22 protein-coding genes are annotated in these 20,006 nt (G+C 58.0%); 4 read left to right on the top strand and 18 right to left on the bottom strand.

Going from position 1 to position 20,006, the window contains the following annotated elements; all coding sequences use genetic code 11:
• Window positions 1-105: 105 nt before the first annotated feature.
• From RIFP1SYM_RS03330 to soxZ, 4 genes are all read left to right on the top strand, one after another.
• The gene (locus tag RIFP1SYM_RS03330) at window positions 106-534 is read left to right on the top strand and encodes an FKBP-type peptidyl-prolyl cis-trans isomerase (protein ID WP_006475288.1); all 429 of its coding nucleotides are present in this window, start codon (window positions 106-108) and stop codon (window positions 532-534) included.
• A gap of 101 nt (window positions 535-635) precedes the next feature.
• On the top strand, window positions 636-2,036 hold the full coding sequence (locus RIFP1SYM_RS03325; RefSeq protein WP_005959705.1) for a M48 family metalloprotease: 1,401 nt from the start codon (window positions 636-638) through the stop codon (window positions 2,034-2,036).
• 490 nt (window positions 2,037-2,526) lie between these two features.
• A complete protein-coding gene (gene soxY, locus RIFP1SYM_RS03320) occupies window positions 2,527-3,003 on the top strand; it encodes a thiosulfate oxidation carrier protein SoxY (RefSeq protein WP_039959664.1) in 477 nt (158 codons plus the stop codon).
• A 46-nt stretch (window positions 3,004-3,049) separates the two neighbouring features.
• Window positions 3,050-3,367: a thiosulfate oxidation carrier complex protein SoxZ gene (gene soxZ, locus RIFP1SYM_RS03315; protein ID WP_005959703.1), complete on the top strand. Its 318-nt coding sequence runs from the start codon at window positions 3,050-3,052 to the stop codon at window positions 3,365-3,367.
• A gap of 121 nt (window positions 3,368-3,488) precedes the next feature.
• Here soxZ and RIFP1SYM_RS03310 read toward each other — a convergent pair whose 3' ends face one another.
• From RIFP1SYM_RS03310 to RIFP1SYM_RS03225, 18 genes are all read right to left on the bottom strand, one after another.
• A complete protein-coding gene (locus tag RIFP1SYM_RS03310) occupies window positions 3,489-3,884 on the bottom strand; it encodes a DUF2802 domain-containing protein (RefSeq protein ID WP_139042047.1) in 396 nt (131 codons plus the stop codon).
• A gap of 285 nt (window positions 3,885-4,169) precedes the next feature.
• Window positions 4,170-4,652 carry a chemotaxis protein CheW gene (locus RIFP1SYM_RS03305; protein ID WP_005959701.1) on the bottom strand — a complete coding sequence of 161 codons (483 nt, stop codon included), beginning with the start codon at window positions 4,650-4,652 and terminating at the stop codon, window positions 4,170-4,172.
• A 72-nt stretch (window positions 4,653-4,724) separates the two neighbouring features.
• Window positions 4,725-5,333: a chemotaxis protein CheW gene (locus RIFP1SYM_RS03300; RefSeq protein WP_005959700.1), complete on the bottom strand. Its 609-nt coding sequence runs from the start codon at window positions 5,331-5,333 to the stop codon at window positions 4,725-4,727.
• Entirely contained in the window at window positions 5,330-6,127 is a 798-nt protein-coding gene (locus RIFP1SYM_RS03295; protein ID WP_005959699.1) for a ParA family protein, read from the bottom strand. The genes RIFP1SYM_RS03300 and RIFP1SYM_RS03295 overlap by 4 nt, the downstream gene beginning before the upstream one ends.
• Window positions 6,124-7,002, bottom strand: a complete 879-nt coding sequence (gene motD / locus RIFP1SYM_RS03290; RefSeq protein WP_005959698.1) for a flagellar motor protein MotD — start codon at window positions 7,000-7,002, stop codon at window positions 6,124-6,126. Before motD ends, RIFP1SYM_RS03295 begins: the two co-directional genes overlap by 4 nt.
• Window positions 7,003-7,014: 12 nt before the next feature.
• Window positions 7,015-7,713 carry a flagellar motor protein gene (locus RIFP1SYM_RS03285; RefSeq protein ID WP_420855212.1) on the bottom strand — a complete coding sequence of 233 codons (699 nt, stop codon included), beginning with the start codon at window positions 7,711-7,713 and terminating at the stop codon, window positions 7,015-7,017.
• Between the two features lie 232 nt (window positions 7,714-7,945).
• Entirely contained in the window at window positions 7,946-10,153 is a 2,208-nt protein-coding gene (locus RIFP1SYM_RS03280) for a chemotaxis protein CheA (RefSeq protein WP_005959696.1), read from the bottom strand.
• 80 nt (window positions 10,154-10,233) lie between these two features.
• Window positions 10,234-10,965 (bottom strand): protein phosphatase CheZ, encoded by a 732-nt coding sequence (locus tag RIFP1SYM_RS03275; RefSeq protein ID WP_005959695.1) that lies wholly within the window; start codon window positions 10,963-10,965, stop codon window positions 10,234-10,236.
• Window positions 10,966-11,050: 85 nt separating this feature from the next.
• Window positions 11,051-11,437, bottom strand: coding sequence for a chemotaxis response regulator CheY (gene cheY / locus RIFP1SYM_RS03270; RefSeq protein ID WP_005959694.1), 387 nt, complete (start codon window positions 11,435-11,437; stop codon window positions 11,051-11,053).
• Between the two features lie 96 nt (window positions 11,438-11,533).
• Window positions 11,534-12,283, bottom strand: coding sequence for an RNA polymerase sigma factor FliA (locus RIFP1SYM_RS03265; protein ID WP_005959693.1), 750 nt, complete (start codon window positions 12,281-12,283; stop codon window positions 11,534-11,536).
• Complete coding sequence (locus RIFP1SYM_RS03260) at window positions 12,280-13,161, bottom strand: MinD/ParA family protein (protein ID WP_039959676.1); 882 nt, start codon at window positions 13,159-13,161, stop codon at window positions 12,280-12,282. The genes RIFP1SYM_RS03265 and RIFP1SYM_RS03260 overlap by 4 nt, the downstream gene beginning before the upstream one ends.
• The gene (gene flhF, locus RIFP1SYM_RS03255; protein ID WP_039959662.1) at window positions 13,154-14,431 is read right to left on the bottom strand and encodes a flagellar biosynthesis GTPase FlhF; all 1,278 of its coding nucleotides are present in this window, start codon (window positions 14,429-14,431) and stop codon (window positions 13,154-13,156) included. The genes RIFP1SYM_RS03260 and flhF overlap by 8 nt, the downstream gene beginning before the upstream one ends.
• 87 nt (window positions 14,432-14,518) lie before the next feature.
• Window positions 14,519-16,612 (bottom strand): flagellar biosynthesis protein FlhA, encoded by a 2,094-nt coding sequence (gene flhA, locus RIFP1SYM_RS03250; protein WP_039959675.1) that lies wholly within the window; start codon window positions 16,610-16,612, stop codon window positions 14,519-14,521.
• Window positions 16,613-16,708: 96 nt separating this feature from the next.
• The gene (gene flhB, locus RIFP1SYM_RS03245; RefSeq protein ID WP_005959689.1) at window positions 16,709-17,842 is read right to left on the bottom strand and encodes a flagellar biosynthesis protein FlhB; all 1,134 of its coding nucleotides are present in this window, start codon (window positions 17,840-17,842) and stop codon (window positions 16,709-16,711) included.
• Between the two features lie 3 nt (window positions 17,843-17,845).
• Window positions 17,846-18,625, bottom strand: a complete 780-nt coding sequence (gene fliR, locus RIFP1SYM_RS03240; protein ID WP_039959659.1) for a flagellar biosynthetic protein FliR — start codon at window positions 18,623-18,625, stop codon at window positions 17,846-17,848.
• A 108-nt stretch (window positions 18,626-18,733) separates the two neighbouring features.
• Entirely contained in the window at window positions 18,734-19,021 is a 288-nt protein-coding gene (gene fliQ, locus RIFP1SYM_RS03235) for a flagellar biosynthesis protein FliQ (protein ID WP_005959687.1), read from the bottom strand.
• Window positions 19,022-19,033: 12 nt separating this feature from the next.
• Entirely contained in the window at window positions 19,034-19,768 is a 735-nt protein-coding gene (gene fliP, locus RIFP1SYM_RS03230) for a flagellar type III secretion system pore protein FliP (RefSeq protein ID WP_006475299.1), read from the bottom strand.
• Window positions 19,768-20,006 (bottom strand): flagellar biosynthetic protein FliO (locus RIFP1SYM_RS03225; protein ID WP_039959657.1); only part of this gene is annotated, 239 nt, incomplete at its 5' end. The genes fliP and RIFP1SYM_RS03225, both read right to left, overlap by 1 nt.

Here is a 20,006-nt window from a genome sequence, read left to right as displayed (position 1 = left end):
TTCCGCCAGTCATCTCCCCTTCGCTTCCAGATTCGCCAGCCCGCGCTATCCCGACTCTGCCAGCTTCAAGCCGATGCAGCGGTACAACACCATTTGGAGACAACCATGAGCCAGGCACAGAACGGCGACAGCGTAAAGATTCACTACACCGGCACCCTCGATGACGGCACCCAGTTCGACAGTTCCGAAGGCCAGGAGCCACTCGAGTTTCAGATCGGCAGCGGCATGGTGATCCCCGGCTTCGATAGCGCCGTCAGCGGCATGAGCATCGGCGAAAAAAAGAGCGTGCGGATCCCGGCTGAGGAGGCCTACGGTGAGCGTGACGATGAGCTGGTTCACAATGTACCACGCGACGCCCTGCCCGATGATATGGAGGTAGAGGTCGGCATGCCACTGCAGGCGCAGAGCCCGGATGGCCAGGTGGTGCAGATGACGGTGGTGGAGATGGATGATAGCTCGATCCGTGTTGATGCCAACCACCCGCTGGCGGGCCAGGCTCTCACCTTCGCCATCGAACTGGTATCGATCAACTAACAGCCCTTAAGCTGGCACCCCTGCNAGCCGTCAGGGGTTTTGCCAGGCCAGATTTCAAGATCAGACGGAACTCCCGCCGCCGGATAGACTCCATAAGGTTCATGAAACGATTCACCAGCCCATCCATTCCGCTGCTGCTGGCGCTCATCACGGCCCTGTTCGCTGCCGTCGTCTCGCTCAGCTTCGCCGCCGATGGCGATCTCGCGCCAGCGCCGGGGGGGATCCTGCTGCCGGAACTGGGCTCACCCTCGGATCAATATCTGACTCCGGCCGATGAGACGCGTCTGGGCCGGGAGTTCATAAAAAACGTTCGGGAAACCCAGGACGTAGTGGATGAGCCGCTGATCGACGAATATATCCAGTCGATGGGGCGACAGCTGGTCGAACAGAGTGATGCAGCGGGCGGCCAGTTCCACTTCTTTGTTATCCGCTCACCGGTCATCAACGCCTTTGCCGGTCCGGGAGGCTACATCGGCATCTACAGCGGGCTGATCCTGGCCAGCCAGAGCGAGAGCGAGCTCGCCTCGGTGGTCGCCCATGAGATCGCCCACGTCACCCAGAAACATCTGCTACGCGCTTTCGATGCAGCCAACCGGATGAGCGGTAAGACCGCCGCACTGCTGCTCGCCGCGGTGCTGATCGGAGCCAGTGCATCGGGCGAGGCGGGTATGGCTATCGCCGCCGGAGCACAGGCGAACGCCCTGCAGCAGCAAATCAACTTCACTCGCAGCAACGAGCAGGAGGCGGACCATGTGGGCATAGGCCTGTTGGCCGACGCCAGCTTCGATCCGCGTTCGATGCCAATCTTTTTCGAGCGCCTGACCGATGCCAGCCGCCTCTACGAAAACGGCATCCCAGAGATCCTGCGCACCCACCCGGTCACCACCAACCGTATCGCCGATGCACTGAACCGGGCAGATACCTACCCCTATCGCCAGTACACCAGCAGCCATCGCTACTATCTGGTGCGGGAAATGCTGCGGGTCAGCCACTATGATAAGCCGGCCGACGCCGTCAAATACTATGCGGAAGGCCTGAAGCAAGAGCGTTATCTCAACCAGGAGGCGCACCGTTTTGGTTATGTGCTGGCACTGCTGCAAGCCGGCAATCCCGACCAAGCGGAGAAGATGCTACAGCCACTGCTGAAACAGCGTCCCACTGAAACCAGCTATATCCAGGTGCAGGCCCGCATCGCCCTCGCCCGGAGGGAGATGGAGCAGGCTCTACAGACTTTGCAGACAGCCTACCTGCTGCTACCGAACGACTACCCGCTGGCAATTCACTATGCGGAGACTCTGCTCAAGGCGGGAAAACAGAGCGAGGTCGATAAGGTTATCGATCAACTGCGCGCGCTTCGTCCCCGGGAACCGCGCCTGTTGCGACTTGCCGCCCGCGCCGCACAGGCCCGGGGCAAACAGACTGAATCTCACCGGCAGCTTGCCGAGGCTATGTCTTCGAAGGGGATCTGGCTGCCGCCATCAACCAGCTCGAGATTGCCCTGAAGCAACCCGACAAGGGGGATTTTTATCTTCAGTCACAGCTTGAGGCCCGCCTGCAGGAACTGCAGCAACGACACTCGGAAGCACAGGCCAAATCTCAATGATCTCCGTTGCAGGATAAAACACAAACAAGCATTACGGTTAACCATTAGGCGGTCCACAGCAAACCCATCCGAGGCCTGCGGAAGTACTGCCGCAAACATTATAAACCACTAATATATAGGCAATTTTTACTTGCCATCACCTGAAGTTAGGGTATTCTTACCGCCTACCTTGACAAGGTGATACAGGCAGCGGTCGCGAAAAACAGAAGCGATAACAGACCCCACCTGTGTGAGAAAAAAACCGCTTTCCCAACAAGTGAAACTTTAGACGCCAATCAGGCTCCAAATACAGCAGTACCGATATGCTTATGCGCCTCTCGAGGGCATACGCGCTTGTCGGAGAGTGGATATTTATCGCCCCCTAATCTTCTCAGTCAGGAGAATTATTGATGAGTACCGACATGAAACGCAGGATCTTCCTCAAAGGATCACTGGCTGCCGGCGCAGTAGGCATGGCTGCAGGCGCGGGCCTGCTGATGCCGCAGCAAGTGCTGGCCGCCTGGCCCTCAGCCGCTTTTGAAGCAAAGGAAGTTCCGGCAGCACTCAGCGCTCTGATGGGATCAGACACCAGCGAGCCTTCCACCGATATCCGGGTCAAGGCCCCGGACATCGCAGAGAACGGTGCCGTAGTACCTGTCACCGTTGAGACTAGCATCGGCGGCGTGGAATCTATCGCCATCATCGCCTCCAACAACCCGGTACCTCTGGTTGCCTCCTTCAACCTTGGACAGGGCGCAAGCGGTTTCGTCTCCACCCGTATCAAGATGGGCAAGACCGGCGATGTGATCGGTGTTGTCAAAGCTGGCGGCAAGCTCTACAGCGCACGCAAGGGCGTGAAGGTCACCATCGGCGGTTGCGGCGGTTAAGCCCCACAACAGCATCGGAAGAACAGATACAGAGGTATAGAGAAAAATGGCGAAATCTAGCATCAAGATCCGGGCTAAGGCCAAGGGTGACGTCACCACTGTGAAGACCCTGATGACCCACCCGATGGAGACCGGCGGTCGCAAGGACAAGAAGACCGGCAAACTGATCCCGGCCCACTTTATCCAGGAAATCACATGCAAGCACAAGGGGAATACCGTGATAGCCGCACTGTTCAGTGGCGGTGTATCCAAAAACCCCTATCTCTCTTTCAAGTTTACCGGTGGCGCCAAGGGCGATGAAATCGAGTTAAGCTGGAGCGATAACAAAGGCGGCAGCGACAGCAAGGTCGCAAAGATCAAATAAGATCCACTCTGACCGCTTACGAAGCCGGCGAAGTCTTACAGCATCGCCGGCTTTTTCGTGCCCGCTAGAGAAGTGAAATGGTGGAATCGGCAGGGTCGGCGAGAGACGCCCACCGTCACAATCAAGCCTGACTGTTGCGGTGCAGCATCACGATCAGATCGGCCTCCCCGCCACTGATCCCCAACTCATTGACCAGTTGCTCTGCACTAGCCCCCTGCTGCACCAGGCGAATCGCCTCCGCATAGGGGGGATGATCGCCAGCCTTGTTGTGTTCAATGGTCTCCTGGCGCTCTTCTAGATCACGCCCGCGGCGCTCCAGCCGGATTACCCGCTTATCCACACCCACTGCACTGGAACAGAGCGCGCCAACAGACTGTTTGAGGGTCTCAACCTCACCTCTCAGGGATGATAATTCATTGCGGAAACGACGTCCGGTCACAAGCAACGCCACCCCCCCTGCCAGAATGATCAGAAGGCACAAAACGACCGCAGCAATTGCAATGCTGCTGTCAACCATCAAGCATACTCATCGATATGAGGCTTCCCATTATCATTCTGCTCATCGGACTGGCGCTTGGGTCGGCGATCTTTTCTCTCCTCGGGAGGTCTGGGCTTCTCCCGCTTCTCCGGTCTTTTCGCCGGAGTGATAGGATAGAGCGGATTTAACGGGTTCTGTTCACCAATTTCAGGCATAACGATGTCCCCCTCCCCTCTTACGCAGAACTATCTTTTCACTACCCGACACTATAGTGGCTCAAGAGGATGATTCAATGCGCTGGCCTGACGTCTCCAGGGGCCGGCATCAGAAGGCTTTGATCGCGGCCCACTCCTGATCGGTAAGGAGTTTGTTCAGATCGACCAGGATAAGCAGGCGGTTCTCCTGTGTTACTACCCCTTGAATGTAGCGCGAACTCTCCTCACTACCGACATTCGGTGCCGCATCAATCTCCGTCTCGCGCAGTTCGACCACTTCGGCTACAGAATCGACCAGGATACCTACCACCTGTTTTTCCGACTCGATAATAATAATGCGGCTAGCATCATCCACCTCATGGGGGGGCAACCCAAAACGACTCCTCGTATCGATCACTGTTACCACATTGCCACGAAGGTTAATGATGCCAAGTACAAATGATGGTGCTCCAGGAACCGGGGCTATCTCGGAAACGCGGAGCACCTCCTGCACCTTCATCACATTGATGCCGTAGCTCTCATCCATCAGACGAAAGGTCACCAACTGAATCACTGCATCGTTGAATTCACTTTCTGCTGCCATTTCGTTCATTGCCTTACCTCACACCCATCGTTTCGACGAGTTGAATCTATAAATCTGCAAGATGACAAACCGGTGAGCCGATCAACCATTGATCATGCCCACCAGCCCATCCACTTCCAACAGCACAACAAGTTGTTCAATCATCACGCCCGCCATCCAGATACGACGACTTGCCTCTCGTGCCCAACAAACATCGCCCCTGACCAGAGTTGTCGTTTCACAGACCCTGTCCACCACCAGGCCGATTCGCCCCTCATCCACCAGAAGCAGATAACCCTTTGAGCACTCTCCTCCAGACCGCTCCGGCATGATCAGCTGTGCCGTATCAATAATCCCAACCAGTTCATCTCGTCTCATCAGCACACCGAGCATCCATTTCGGTTGCTTCGGAACAGCGGCACACTGGCCATCCCAGGCCGCGACTTCACTGAGACAAACCAGTGGTACAGCCAGTGAGACGCCCTCCACCTCAAACAGGAGTGTCTGAAACGGTGTTTTCGACCAATTCGGCGAAAACCGCAGCCCTTCTGATGGACTGGGGACAGCATCCAGCACCTCGACTTCAACAGGCGATGGGGCTTGCAGCAGCTCATCCACCTCCGCCAGCAACATATCGAGGTAGCTGGTCAGGGCCAGATCTTTTTCAGCCAAACCGACAACTGGCTGTTCGTATTCAACCGACCTGATCATCTGGTACCGGCCCGGGAGAGCGGCTCCCCTTCACGCTGAAGTTCCTGCAGCAACTCCGTGTAGGCGGCAACACTGCGGCAATTAGGATCAAACATCGATGGCGGCATACCCGCCCGGCTCGCCTCCCGCAAACGGGTGTCGACCGGAATCAGGCTCTGCCAGAGATGCTCCTTATATGTCTCACGCAACACCTTCAGGCTCTCCACAGAAGCCCGCGTGCGTACGTCATACATGGTGGGAACAATAGTGTAGGGAAGCGGCGTGGCGCGTGCTTTCAGTACCATCCGCAGGGTATGCAGCATACGCTCCAGCCCTTTCAGGGCGAGAAACTCGGTCTGCACCGGAATGATCAAATGTTCACAGGCGGCGAGTGCATTGATCATCAGTATTCCCAGGATGGGGGGGCAATCGATCACCACATAATCATAGCGGTCGTGCAGGCGTGCCAATGCATTGTTGAGCACCAGCCCCATGCCATCCAGCCTGCCCGCCTGACGGTCCAGGGTTGCAAGCACCATCGCAGCGGGGATCAGATCTAGCCCTTCGGTGCCAGTGTTATAGATCAGGCTGGCGGGGTCCACATCTCGCTTGTCCGCCACCGCCTTGAACAACGAGTAGACACTCTCATCGACCATCTCGGGATCGTAGCGAAAGTAGCTGGTCAACGAACCATGGGGATCGATATCGAGCATCAGGGTACGCAGTCCCCAGTTGGCAAGCAGTCCGGCGATGCTGACGGCGGTGGTGGTCTTACCCACCCCCCCCTTCTGGTTGGCGACCGTCCAGACTTTCACCGCCCTGTACCCAGCCTGCCGAACATTAGATCCGACTCCATACCCTGACCGATGATCACCAGGGTCACGCGCCGATTTTTCTGCCGACCCGCTTCACTAGTGTTGTCCGCAATCGGATGGTATTCACCAAAGCCGATCGCCGCCAACCGCTTCGGCTCCACTCCCAGCCGGCTGATCAGATCCACCACACTCGCTGCACGGGCTGCGGAGAGCGCCCAGTTCGACGGGAACTCATTGGTCCGGATAGGGCGGTTATCAGTATAGCCTTCAACCCAGACCCGGTTTGGTAGTACGCCGATAATCTTGCTGATATCCCTGAGCACTTTCAGCGCCACTCGCGACAACTCTGCACTACCGCTGGGAAACAGCAGTTTGTTCTTCATATCCACCAGCACACGACCATCTTTGTAGTCGACATCGATCAACTCTGCTTCCACATAAGGGGCTAACATATCCCCGATAGCTGCGCTGAGATATTGCAATCGCTGGGCCTCGCTCAACCCTCCTTTCGCTTTGTCGCTCTCCGCCAGCAGACTGCGATGCGGATTGACCGGCTCGCTGCCCGACTCCTCATAGGTGCCCGGGCCAAGTTTCACGTCAGTCTCGATCAGCGCGCTCTTCTGACCCACAGCATCGGCTGTGCCCTGATCCCGCTTCAACTCGCCCAACTGGATCGGTTCCAACGTGCGCCCCGCCTCTTTGAAGGCTTGGGAGAGAGTATTGGAGAGCACCCGATATTTGCCCTCATTTACCGATGAGAGCGAATACATGACCACAAAAAAGGCGAATAGTAGGGTAATGAAGTCGGCATAGGAGACGATCCACCGCTCGTGATGGACAGGCTCCTCTACTCTCTTGCGTCTGCTGCGTGCCATCGAATTATCTCATCAGAGAAAAGCTGTCAGTTTCATCTCAATATTGCGTGGGTTTTCACCCTCAGCAATCGCCACTACCCCTTCGATCACCATCTCCCTGTATTTGCTGTTGTAGGCAGCCAGAGTCTTGAGTTTTGCCGCAATCGGCAGCAACACCAGATTGGCCAGCCCAACACCGTAGATGGTGGCCACGAAGGCGGTAGCGATACCACTGCCAAGCTTGCTCGGGTCGGCCAGATTCTGCATCACATGGATCAGGCCCATCACCGCTCCAATAATGCCAATCGTCGGCGAGTAACCACCCATCCCCTCAAACACCTTGGCTGCCTGGAGATCGTGCAGTTCTGTGGCATCCACCTCCATCTCCAGGATGGAACGAATCACCTCAGGCTCGCCGCCATCGACCATCAGTTGCATACCTTTGCGCATGAAAGGATCGGGCTCCTCCTCTGCAACGCGCTCCAATCCGAGCAGCCCCTCCTTGCGTGCAATATTGCTCCACGCCACCATTTTCCTGATGGTGGCGCTCATGTCGTTGTGACGCGTCAGAAACACCCGGCCGGTAAGGCGTATCGCATGGGAAAATACGTTCATTGGTGTCTGCAGCAGAATCGCACCGACAGTGCCTCCGATCACGATCACCATCGCTGGCCCATTCAGCAGGGCGTCGATGTGCCCCCCATCGAGCCAGTTACCACCGATAATCGCCATGAAAGCGATGATCAGGCCAACAAAACTGAGGATATCCGGCCTCATCTAGACCTCTCCTCGGCCCCACACTCCATCACGACATGCATACCAAGCAGCATGCCCACCTCAACACAACGATGGGCTTCGAAAGATGTGAGATATTTGGAGCGCAACACCATGTTCACTACCTGCCTCTCTCTCCAGATACATCAGTCCCGATACCCTGGTCTACCTGTCTGGCATGGCAGCAGCTTCAGAATTTTCTGGCGTACTTGCGCATCAGCCCGGGCATGTCGAGTATCAATGCGATCTTGCCATCACCCGTGATGGTGGCACCGGCCATGCCTTCCATACCCTGCAGCATGGCGCCAAGTGGTTTGATCACCACCTCTTCCTGACCGATAAGGTCATCCACTACCAGCCCCACCTGAATGTTGCCGATATTGACCACCACCACATGACCGAGCCCACGCTCCTTATCTCTTGGTGGGGCCGTGGGCACCAGCCACTCCCGTAGATAGAACAACGGCAGCGCACGCTCACGCACCATGATCGTGAGCTGACCATCCACCACATTGGTCCGTTTCAGATCCAGATTGAAGATCTCCACCACATTAGCCAACGGCAGAGCAAACGGCTGGGTACTGAGTATCACCATCAAGGTAGGCAGAATCGCCAGGGTCAGCGGCAACTTGATGGTGATCACGCTACCGCGCCCCAACTCTGAATCGATCTCCACTGAGCCGTTCATCTGCGCAATCCGCGTCTTCACCACATCCATTCCCACACCACGTCCGGAGACATCCGATATCTCGGTCTTGGTGGAAAACCCAGGCTGGAAGATCAGGTTGAAACATTCCCTGTCATCGAGCCGGGAGGCACTCTCCTGGTCCATCAGACCCTTCTCCACCACCTTGCGGCGAAGCACATCGGGATCCATCCCGTGACCATCATCGCTGATCGAGAGCAGGATGTGGTCACCCTCCTGCGCAGCTGCCAACTGCACTGTGCCACGTCTCGGCTTACCCATACGCTCCCGCTCTTCCGGCTGCTCAATACCGTGATCCACCGAGTTTCTTACCAGATGGACCAGCGGGTCGGCGAGCGCCTCCACCAGATTTTTATCCAGGTCGGTATCCTCGCCAACCATCTCCAGATCGATCTCCTTTTTCAGGCTGCGAGCCAGATCCCTAACCACCCTGGGAAAACGGCCAAACACCTTTTTGATCGGCTGCATGCGGGTCTTCATCACCGACAGCTGCAAATCCGAGGTCACCACATCAAGATTGCTCACCGCATTCGCCAGCTCTTCATCATTCAGCGTCGCCTTTAGTGTGGCCAGTCGATTGCGTACCAATACAAGCTCGCCCACCATATTCATGATGTCATCCAGGCGTTGCGTATCGACGCGAACCGTGGTCTCCGCCTTGGCGGGTTTAGTCTTCGGGACTGCTGGCGCGGATCCGGGCTTTGTCTTTGGTTCCGGCTCTGTTTTCTTAGGTTCTGCAGCCTGTTGCGGCTTGGGGCTTGCCACCTGCTGAGGCGCAGCATCTGTCTTCGGCACCACGGGCTGTTCCGGGCTGGCTGCGGTAGCCGCCGAAGCGCCGGCAAACTTCCCCTTGCCGTGCAGCTCGTCCAGCAGGGCCTCAAACTCCTCCTCGGTGATCTCATCAGCGCCGACAGAAACTGTCTGAGCGGAAGCGGGTGGCTTGAACTTGCCCTTGCCGTGCAGTTCATCGAGTAGGTTGTCGAACTCCTGTTCGGTTATCGAATCTGACTCAGCTACCGATTTTTCCTCACCGGGCACAGCGGCAGTGGGCATCCCGGTGAATTTACCTTTGCCATGCAGTTCATCCAGCAGATTATCGAACTCATCCTCAGTGATCTTGTCGTTGCCATTGGGTGTGGCAGCGTGTGCGGGCTCCTGAATCGACTCAAGCAGCTCTTCAAATTCTGCATCGGAGAGTTCACCCTTCTTAGCTGTCGCGGGCGCCACACTCTCTGCAGGTGCAGCTGCTTGGGCCTGGGAACTCTCCTCTCCGGAAGACTTGGCTTGAGCCCCGGCTTCAGCTTCGGGAACAGAAAAACTGTGCAGACTCTGGATCAGCGCCGGGGCTGCATGCTCTGGTTCGATGCCGTTCCGTACGCTGTCAAACATCTCGTTGACAACATCCAGTGCGTTCAAGACCACATCCATCAGATTGGCATCGATGCTGCGTTGCCCCTGGCGCAGCACGTTGAAAACATCCTCAGCCCGATGGCAGACTTCGACCAAGGCCTCGATACCGAGGAAGCCTGCACCTCCCTTGATGGTATGAAAACCACGAAATACCGCATTCAGCAGGTCATAGTCTTCCGGCCGCTGCTCCAGATCCACCAGCTGCTCGCTCAGCTGCTCCAGAATCTCTCCTGCCTCTACCAGGAAATCCTGCAGTATTTCATCATTTACATCGATCGCCATGCTTTGCTCCCGAAGCCCGCTGACACCTTCAAAAACTTTCCTAGTTCCACATGCAGGTGTGTCGGCAACTCAACGCAGAACTAAAATCCGAGGCTTGAAAGCAGGTCGTCCACCTCATCCTGACCGTTCACCACATCCCCTTGATCCACCCCAGGCACCACAGGCCCTTCAAGCTTCTCTGGCTGCTGTTCCCGTTTTACCTCCATCCGCTGGCCGGTAATCCGCACCAGCATCACCAGACGCTGCTCCAGATCCTGCACCAGATCGATCACCTTCTTGATGATCTGCCCGGTCAGATCCTGAAAGTCCTGCGCCATCAATACCTCTGAGATGTTTTCATGCAGGGCGGCGGCACTGCAGGCTGACTCTTTTAGAAAACCATCAAGCGCCAAGCTGAGTTCCTGAAATTCGTCCTTGTTCAGCTGTCGAGAACGGAATTTATCCCACTCTCCTGCAAGCTGTTTCGCCCGCCCTTCCATCTCAGCCACCAGCGGCAGGCTCTTCTCAACAGCCGTCAAAGTGCGGTCCGCCGATTGTTGCGTCATGGTAATGACATAGCTGAGACGCTCTTTGGCATCGGGGATGTCGATCTCGGTCAGCTCCGCCATACGGGCGTCCAGCAGAAAGCCGTTGATCGCTTCGTGAAGTTCGCGCGTTAGACGGCCAACCTCTTGAAATAGCTCGCTCTCTCTTCCCAGCGACAGCTCTGCGATGAGCTGCTCGGCCTCCTGATTTTTCCCTGCCTCAAGCATTTCGACCAAAGCACGTGCCGTCTCCAGACGAGCAGTACCAATATCCGGTGTTTCCTGCATCTGGTCTCTCCCGACTAGGGCCTGCTATACCGACAAAATGGACGCAAACGACACATTCGCCAACGCTAGCTGTCCCTGGAGTACATCAACCTTCGATACGTTCGAAGATTTTGTTGATCTTTTCTTCCAAAGTCGCTGCGGTAAATGGCTTAACCACATAGCCGTTGACCCCCGCCTGCGCTGCTTCGATGATCTGCTCTCGCTTCGATTCGGCAGTCACCATCAATACCGGCAAAGCGGCAAGCTTGGCATCGGCACGCACCGCTTTGAGAAGATCGATGCCGGTCATGCCTGGCATGTTCCAGTCACTAACCAGGAAATCGAAGTTCCCGTTCTGCAGCATCGGTAACGCGGTGGTCCCGTCATCGGCCTCATGGGTATTGGTAAAACCCAGATCCCGTAACAGGTTCTTGATGATGCGCCTCATGGTGGAGAAGTCGTCCACAATGAGAATCTTCATATTTTTATCCAAGGCAACCTCCCATCACTGTGTCGCCACTGTAAGACTGGAAGAAGTGCGTTGCAGCATTGACTTCCCCCCAAACCGTTCTGTTCCGACCATTGAGACTCACTCCTCTTCCACCAAAGTCAGCCACTCGCTCAGACGCGAACGCAAACGTAGCGTAGCCTGACTGTGGATCTGGCAGACCCGGGATTCACTCACACCAAGCACCTGACCTATCTCTCTCAGATTGAGTTCGTCGTCGTAATACATGGAGATCACCAGCCGTTCACGCTCCGGCAGACCGGCGATCGCCTCCGCCAGCGCATTCTTAAACGCATCTTTCTGCAGCCCTTCAAACGGCCCTTCATAGGTATTCTTGCCGGTGGCAGGGGTGATGTTGATCTCGCCGACCGCGGTCAGCTCATCCAGGCTGAAGACCCTCGAGCCGGTGGAATCCTTCAGGATCTGGTGATACTCCTTGAGTGACAGGTTGAGCGCCTCAGCCACTTCAACATCACGGGCATCCCGCCCCTCTGCATTTTCGATCTCGCGCATTGCATCAGAGACCATGCGCGCCTTGCGGTGTACCGAGCGGGGCGTCCAGTCACTGCGACGGATCTCATCGATCATCGAGCCACGAATGCGAATCCCCGCATAGGTCTCAAAACTGGCACCCTGGGTGGGGTCGTAGTTGCGACTCGCCTCCAGCAGCCCCAGCATACCCGCCTGGATCAGATCATCTGCCTGCACATTCGGCGGCAGACGGCTCATCAGATGATAGGCAATGCGCTTCACCAGCCCCGCATGCCGGGTCACCAGATCATCGTGCTCCTGATCGTTCTGAATGGCCGTGTAACTCGCCAAGCCGTTCACCTTGCACTCTCCCCGTATTGACTTGAAAACTGGATCAGACGCTCAACAAAAAACTGCAGATCACCACTAACCCCGGTGGGGAGCGGCCAAGTATCGGCCTTCTTCGCCAGATTCTTGAATGCCTGTGCAGCCTTTGAACGCGGGAAACCATCCACCACCGGCCGCTGTGCTTTGACCGCTTTGCGCAGCTGTTCGTCATAAGGAATGCTGCCCATGTAGCTAAGCATCGCATCCAGATAACGGTCGGTGACCCGACACATCTTATTGTAGAGATCACGCCCCTCCTGCACCGTTCTCACCATGTTGGCGAGCACCCGAAAACGACTGACACCGTGTTCCCGGTTGAGCAGCTTGATGATGGCGTAGGCATCGGTGATCGAGGCCGGCTCATCGCAGACCACCACCACCACCTCCTGCGCCGCACGACTAAAACTGACCACCTGGTCGGAGATCCCGGCAGCGGTATCGATCAGCAGTACATCGACATCGTTGGCCAGCTCACTGAAAGCATTGATCAGACCGACATGCTGCGCGGTACTCAGTTCGGCCATCTTTTGCACACCGGAGGCCCCTGGCACCACCTTCATGCCGTGAGGGCCGGTCACCAGGATCTCCTCCAGGCGGCGCTCGCCGCGCATCACATGGGAGAGATCGAACTCGGGATGCAAGCCGAGCATCACATCGATATTGGCCAGCCCGAGATCCGCATCCAGCAACATCACGCGCCGCCCCATCTCCGCCATCGCCACCCCCAGATTGACCGAGATATTAGTCTTGCCAACCCCACCCTTGCCGCCAGTCACGGCAATCACTCGCACCGGCTCGGGATTCACCATGCGGCGTAACCCGGCGGCTTGGTCTTCGATCTGATCAGACATGAGCATGTTCACCCGTTCCTCCAAATGCGAGAGCCAGGTAGGCCTCATCCAGCACCTCCCCTGCCTCCTGGGCGAGTTCGATGGCTTGACTGACAAGCGTGTGAGCCCTTGCCAGATGCAGATCCTCCGGCACCCGCTGCCCATCAGTGGTAAAGGCAAGCGGCAACCCGGCCTCGATCAGGGTACTGAACACCCCGCCCAGGGATGCCGCTTCATCCATCTTGGTTAACACCACCCCCACCGGATTGGCGACACGGAAGGCGTTCACCGCATGGTTCATCGCGGCACGTTGGGTGGTGGCGGAGAGGGTCAGCAGGGTCGTCACCGGATGGTTGCCGGCGGTGATCAACGACAGTCGTTCACTGAACTGCAGATCTCGCTGACTCATGCCCGCTGTATCGATTAGCACCAACCGCTTGCCTGAGAAGGTATGCAGCGCATCGCTCAATTCATCCGCGCTGGCGGCTGAACGCACCGGCACATTGAGGATCCGGCCGTAGTTATGCAGCTGCTCCTGGGCACCAATGCGATAGCTGTCACAGGTGATCAGCGCCAGACTTCTGGAACCCTGGCGCAGACAGAAATGCGCCGCCAGTTTGGCGATACTGGTGGTCTTGCCCACCCCGGTTGGCCCCACCAGGGCAATCACGCCGCCCTGCTCCAACATATCCCCATCCATCACCGGCAGTTCGCCGATGAGGTGGAACATCGCCTGCCGCCAAGCCTGCTCCGGGCTCTCCGTTGCATCGACCCGCTCGGCCAGCTTGCGGCAGAGATCGGCACTCAGCCCCAACTCCATCAGTTGCCGCATCAGCTCCTGTTTCTGCGGTGATCGCTCCCCCAAGTCACGCCAGGTCAGCTCGGAGAGCTCCAGTTCCATCATCCGACGCAGCTCGGACATCTCACGGCGCATCTCCTGCAGCAGCGGATCCTGACTCCACTCCACCCGCTTGGCCGCAGGCTGACGCTGGCGACGCAGCTGATCGAGCTTCAGTGTCTGTGCCGGCGGCTCACGCCGCTCGCCGATATAGGGTTCATTTTTAGGCACTTCCGACTGTGGCGGCCTCAGGGGGCGAACATCCGCCATCGCCGGTGGCTCAGGCTCAGGCTCGGGCGTGAATGCCGCCTCGTCGTAGTCCATCGCCGCCACCAGCTCGACACCGCCATCCACCCGCTTATTGGAGAGGATCACCGCATCTGAACCGAGCGTCTCACGCACCTTGCGCAGGGCAGTTCGCATGTCGGGAGCAAAAAACCGCTTGATCTTCATCGTCCACAATCCTTCTGGACAGGCCGTCCATTCAAAGGAACGCTAGCCTTGTGTGGCTTGCTCCCCTTTTCTGTCCCAGCCTGCCTGTTAGGTTTCCGCATGGTTTCCGCCGATAGTCGACACCACTTTCACCTGGTGGTTGTCCGGAATCTCGTTGTAGGAGAGGATGTGCATGCCCGGGGCCGCATGTTTGGCGAAGCGCGCCATCCAGGCGCGGATCGGTGCTGCCACCAACAAAATGCTCTCCATTCCTTCTGCCTCCATGCTGGAGCTGGTCTCAGCCAGCGCCGCCTGTAGCCGCTCTGCCAAGCCAGGTTCAAACCCAGCTTGCCCCTCTTCCGAGGTCTGCAACGTCTGCTGCAATATCTGTTCCAGACCCGGCTCAAGCACCGCCACGGGAATTTCCGCATTAGAACCAATGAGTTGCTGGACGATACCTCGAGAGAGCGCAACCCTGACTGCCGCCGTCAAAATGACAGGATCCTGACTTCTTGGCGCCTGGTCCGCCAAGGTTTCGGCAATCGTGCGGATGTCGCGGATCGGAATATGTTCCGCCAGCAGGTTCTGCAGGATCTTCAGCACCACACTCAAGGAGAGCAGCTTGGGTACCAGATCCTCCACCAGCTTCGGTGCGGTCTTGCCGAGCGAATCTAGCAACTGCTGCACCTCTTCATGACCCAACAACTCATGGGCCTGGTTGTGCAGGATCTCGCTCAGATGGGTCGCCACCACTGTGCTGGCATCGACCACCGTGTAGCCCAACGTCTGGGCATGGTCGCGCTGCTCATGGTCGATCCAGACCGCATCCAGACCAAAGGTGGGATCTTTGGTAGAGGTGCCCTGCAGCTCACCAAACACCCGCCCTGGATTGATCGCCAGATCACGGTCGGGAAAGATCTCCGCTTCGGCGCTGATCACGCCGTTAATGGTGATGCGATAGGCGTTGGGCGAAAGGTCCAGGTTGTCACGAATATGCACCGAGGGGATCAGGAAACCCATCTCCTGAGAGAGCTTGCGCCGCACCCCCTTGATACGATTCATCAGCTGCCCACCTTGGTTGCGATCAACCAGCGGGATCAGCCGGTAGCCCACCTCTAGGCCGATCACATCCACCGGCTGCACATCGTCCCAGGTCAGCTCGCGCTGCTCCGGTGACGGCTCCGAGGTGGCGGGCACCTGCACCTCCTCCGCCGCCTGCTGTTGGCGCTGGTGGATCATCCAGGCACCACCACCCGCTGCGGCGGCGAACAGCAAAAAGACGAAGTTAGGCATACCGGGGATGATCCCCATCAGCAACAGTACCGAGGCCGCTACCGCCAATGCCCTGGGCGAGGCGAATAGCTGAGTGATGATCTGCCCACCCACATCCTCGCTGCTGGCGACCCGAGTGACGATGATCGCCGCCGAGGTCGAAAGCAGTAGTGAGGGGATCTGTGCCACCAGACCATCACCGATGGTCAGCAACACATAGTTTTGCAGCGCCGTGGAGAAATCGAGGCCGTGCTGCGCCATGCCGATGGCGAGACCACCGATGATATTGATGAAGAGGATCAGGATGCCGGCGATGGCGTCACCCCGCACAAACTTGCTGGCGCCATCCATCGAGCCGTAGAACTCCGACTCCGACGAGATCTCGATGCGCCGTGCGCGCGCCTCATCCTGATCGATCAGCCCGGCGTTGAGATCGGCATCGATCGCCATCTGCTTGCCCGGCATCGCATCCAGGGTGAAGCGGGCGCTCACTTCCGCGACTCGACCGGCACCCTTGGTGACCACCACGAAGTTGATGATCACCAGGATCAGGAAGACCACCAGACCCACTGCATAGTTGCCGCCGATGACAAACGCGCCGAACGCCTCGATCACCTTGCCGGCCGCATCACCGCCATGATGTCCTTCCAGCAACACCACCCGGGTCGAGGCAACATTCAGCGCCAGTCGCAGCAGGGTGGCGATCAGCAGCAGGCTGGGAAACACCGCAAACTCCAGCGGCCGGCGAGTGTAGACTACCACCAGCAGCACCACCAGCGAGAGGGCAATATTGAAGCTGAAGAAGAGGTCGAGCAGGAACGGCGGCAGCGGGATCACCACCATCGCCAGCAGCATCACCACCACCAGCGGGGCACCCAGACCGTGGGCTCCCACCTGCTTCACATTATCGAGAATCGCTGTTGCGTCCATCATATCAACCTGAAATAGGGCAGCCCATGACCGCCACATCCATACCTTGCCACCACCGCATGTCGGGCACGGCCCAACCTATTTGTCCTCCACGCATCAGTCGTGCCGAAGATCTTCCGGCACCGGCAGATCCTCCGGCACCTCGGGCGGCTCACCACCAAATTCGTCATAGGCCTTCAGCTGAAACACGTAGGCGAGCAGCTTGGCGACCGCCAGATAGAGCCCGGCGGGGATCGACTCGTTCAGCTCGGTGCTGAAGTAGATAGCGCGGGCCAGCATCGGCGACTCGATGATCGGCACCTGCGACTCCCCGGCCACCTGGCGGATGTTTGACGCCACCAGTTCGCTGCCCTTGGCCACCAGCTTTGGCGCCTGCATGCGATTCTGGTCGTAGCGCAGCGCCACTGCATAGTGGGTCGGGTTGGTCACCACCACATCCGCCTTCGGCACCTCCTCCATCATGCGCCGCTGCGCCATCTCCCGCTGCAGGCTGCGGATCCGGTTCTTCACCTCGGGGCGGCCCTCGGTCTCCTTCATCTCATCGCGCACCTCCTGGCGGGTCATCTTCAACTGCCGAGTGTGATCCCAGAGTTGAAACGGCACGTCGATGGCGGCGATCAGGATCAGGGTCGAGGCGAGCAAGATCACCGACCAGCCGACCAGACTACTGATCAGATCGAAGCCCTGGTGCAGGTCCATTTCGTGCAGCTGCAGGTAGTTCTCCAGAGTGTTCCACAACAGCAAAACAGTCAGCCCGCCGATCAGCACAAACTTGGCGATCGCTTTCACCACCTCGATCAGCGCCTTGGCGGAGAACATCCGCTTGATGCCCTTCAGCGGACTCAACTTGCTCAGCTTCGGCATCAGGTTTTCACTGCTGACCGCCAACCCACCCAGTACCACCGAACTGGCCACTGCCAGCACGACCATTACCAGGAAGTAGGGAAGCAGCATCATGAAGGCGCTCTGCAGACTCTCCGTCAGGCGCACCAGCATGCTGCTGACATCGAAGATCTCCTGCCGACTGATGGTGAAGCCGCTGCTCATGATGTCACGCAGCTCCTGTGCGAAGTGACCACTCATCATCACCAGAGTGATCACCCCACCAAGGGTCACCGCCATGGTGTTGAGCTCCCGTGAGCGCGGCACCTGCCCCTTACGCCGCGAGTCGCTCATGCGTTTCGCTGTCGGTTGTTCTGTTTTTTCCTGGCCGTCCTTATTTTCGGCCATAGTTCACCTCGTTACGGCCAGCAGCCGCATTACCAGTTGGAAGCCCTCCTCCAAAATATTGGAGAAGACAGTCAGTACATTCGGCAGGGTCACCCAGACCAGTGCGAAACCAAACAGTATGGTGATCGGGAAACCCACGGAGAAGATGTTGAGTTGGGGCGCGGCGCGCATTACCACCCCCATGCCGATGTTAACCATCAACATCGCGCTGACCATCGGCAGTGCGATCAGCAGGCCGCCGGCGAACATCCGACTGGTCCAGGCGACGATCTCACGGAAGCCGTTGCGGTTAATGCCGTCCAGCGCCACCGGCAGAGTCCGAAAGCTGTCCACCAGCAATTCGATCAGCAGCAGATGGCCACCGAGAAAGAGAAAGATGAAGCTCGCCAGGATCAGGTAGTACTGGGCCAGCACCGGCACCTGCACGCCGTTTTGCGGATCGACCATGGAGGCGAAACCGAGGCCCATGCTGTAGGCCATCACTTGGCCGCCAAACACTAGCGCGGCGAATACCATCTGCAGCAGGAAGCCCATCACTACACCGATCAGGATCTGCTGCAGCATGATGATAAAACCAGGGTAACCGATCACATTGATGCTCGGCATCGGCGGCAGGGTCGGCGCCACCACCCAAGTGATGAACACCGCCAGAGCGAGCCGAAATCGCACCGGCACCTGGCGTGAGCTAAACACCGGCGCCGCCATCAACATCGCGCCGATGCGTAGCAGCGGCCAGAGCCAGGCCCCAATCCAGGCATCCAGTTGCGCTTCGCTAAATGACATCGCTCTACCCAACCTCAGGCATCGCCGGCCATCACATGGCCACCACTGCCAGAAAAAACCCCACCCTCCCTGGCAGGTGCGCAGACGCCGCAGCGACCGCACATGCACTCATAAGCCTCCCACCCCCATTGAGATCAGTTCCGGGATGCTCTCGATCAAGGTGCGGGCAAAATCGGTCATGGTGCGCAACATCCAGGGCCCGGCGACCATCAGCACCATACCCACCACCGCCAGCTTGGGGATGAAGGTAAGGGTCATCTCGTTGATCTGGGTCGCTGCCTGGAAGGTGGCGACGATCAACCCGACCGCCAACGCTGGCAGCAATACCACCGCGATGATCGAGCCGATCACCTGCATCGTCTGCTGGCCGATAGTGATGACGGTATCCGGATCCATACTCTGCCTCCGCTAGACTTGAAAACTGCTCGCCAGGGTGCCAAACACCAGCGCCCAGCCATCGATCAGTACAAACAGCATGATCTTGAACGGCAGCGAGATGATCATCGGCGATAGCATCATCATGCCCATCGACATCAGCACGCTGGCCACCACCACATCGATGACCAAAAACGGGATGAAGAGCAGGAAGCCGATCTGGAAGCCGGTCTTCAGCTCGCTGGTGGCAAAGGCCGGCAGCAGCAGTGAAAAAGGCACATCCTCCGGACTCTGCAGCTCGCCGTAGTTGCCGATACGGGCAAACATCGCCAGATCGTCCTCACGAGTCTGCGCCAGCATGAACTCCCGCACCGGCTGGGCCGCCGCCTGCAGCGCAGGCATCGTGGTCAGCCGATCCTCCAGGTAGGGCTGGATCGCCACTGTATTCACCTCTTTGAAGACCGGCATCATGATGAAGATGGTAAGAAACAGTGCAATACCGACCAGGATCTGGTTGTTGGGGGTGCTCTGTGTGCCCAGCGCCTGACGCAGGATCGCCAGCACGATAATGATGCGGGCGAACGAGGTCATCATCATCAACGCGCCGGGGATCAGGCTCAGCGCCGTCATGAAGAGCAGCACCTGGATGCTCAGGGTATAGGTCTGCACTCCACCGGCATCCTGGGTCACAGTCACCGCCTCCACCCCGGGGGCCGCCTGCAGGCCGAGGCTCAAGAGTAGTCCAATCAGCAATACTCCGGCCCTCATCACGACTGCTCCTCCACCGCCTGACTCAATTCTTTCTCGAAGGGTTGCCCGCCCTTCTCCCCACTACTCGAAAGCAGATGTAGTCTCTCCACCCGCCCCGGCGCGACGCCAAGCAGCAATCGCACCCCTTCCACCTCGACCACCACTACCCGCTCCCGCGGGCCCAGCGAGGCACCGCCCACCACCCGCACCAGACCCTTGCTGCCGCTGGGCAGCTGGCCATAGCGTTTCAACAGCC

The sequence above is a fragment of the endosymbiont of Riftia pachyptila (vent Ph05) genome (assembly GCF_000224455.1).
Taxonomy (GTDB): domain Bacteria; phylum Pseudomonadota; class Gammaproteobacteria; order Chromatiales; family Chromatiaceae; genus Endoriftia; species Endoriftia persephonae.
This window is presented reverse-complemented; position numbering and strand designations above follow the sequence as displayed.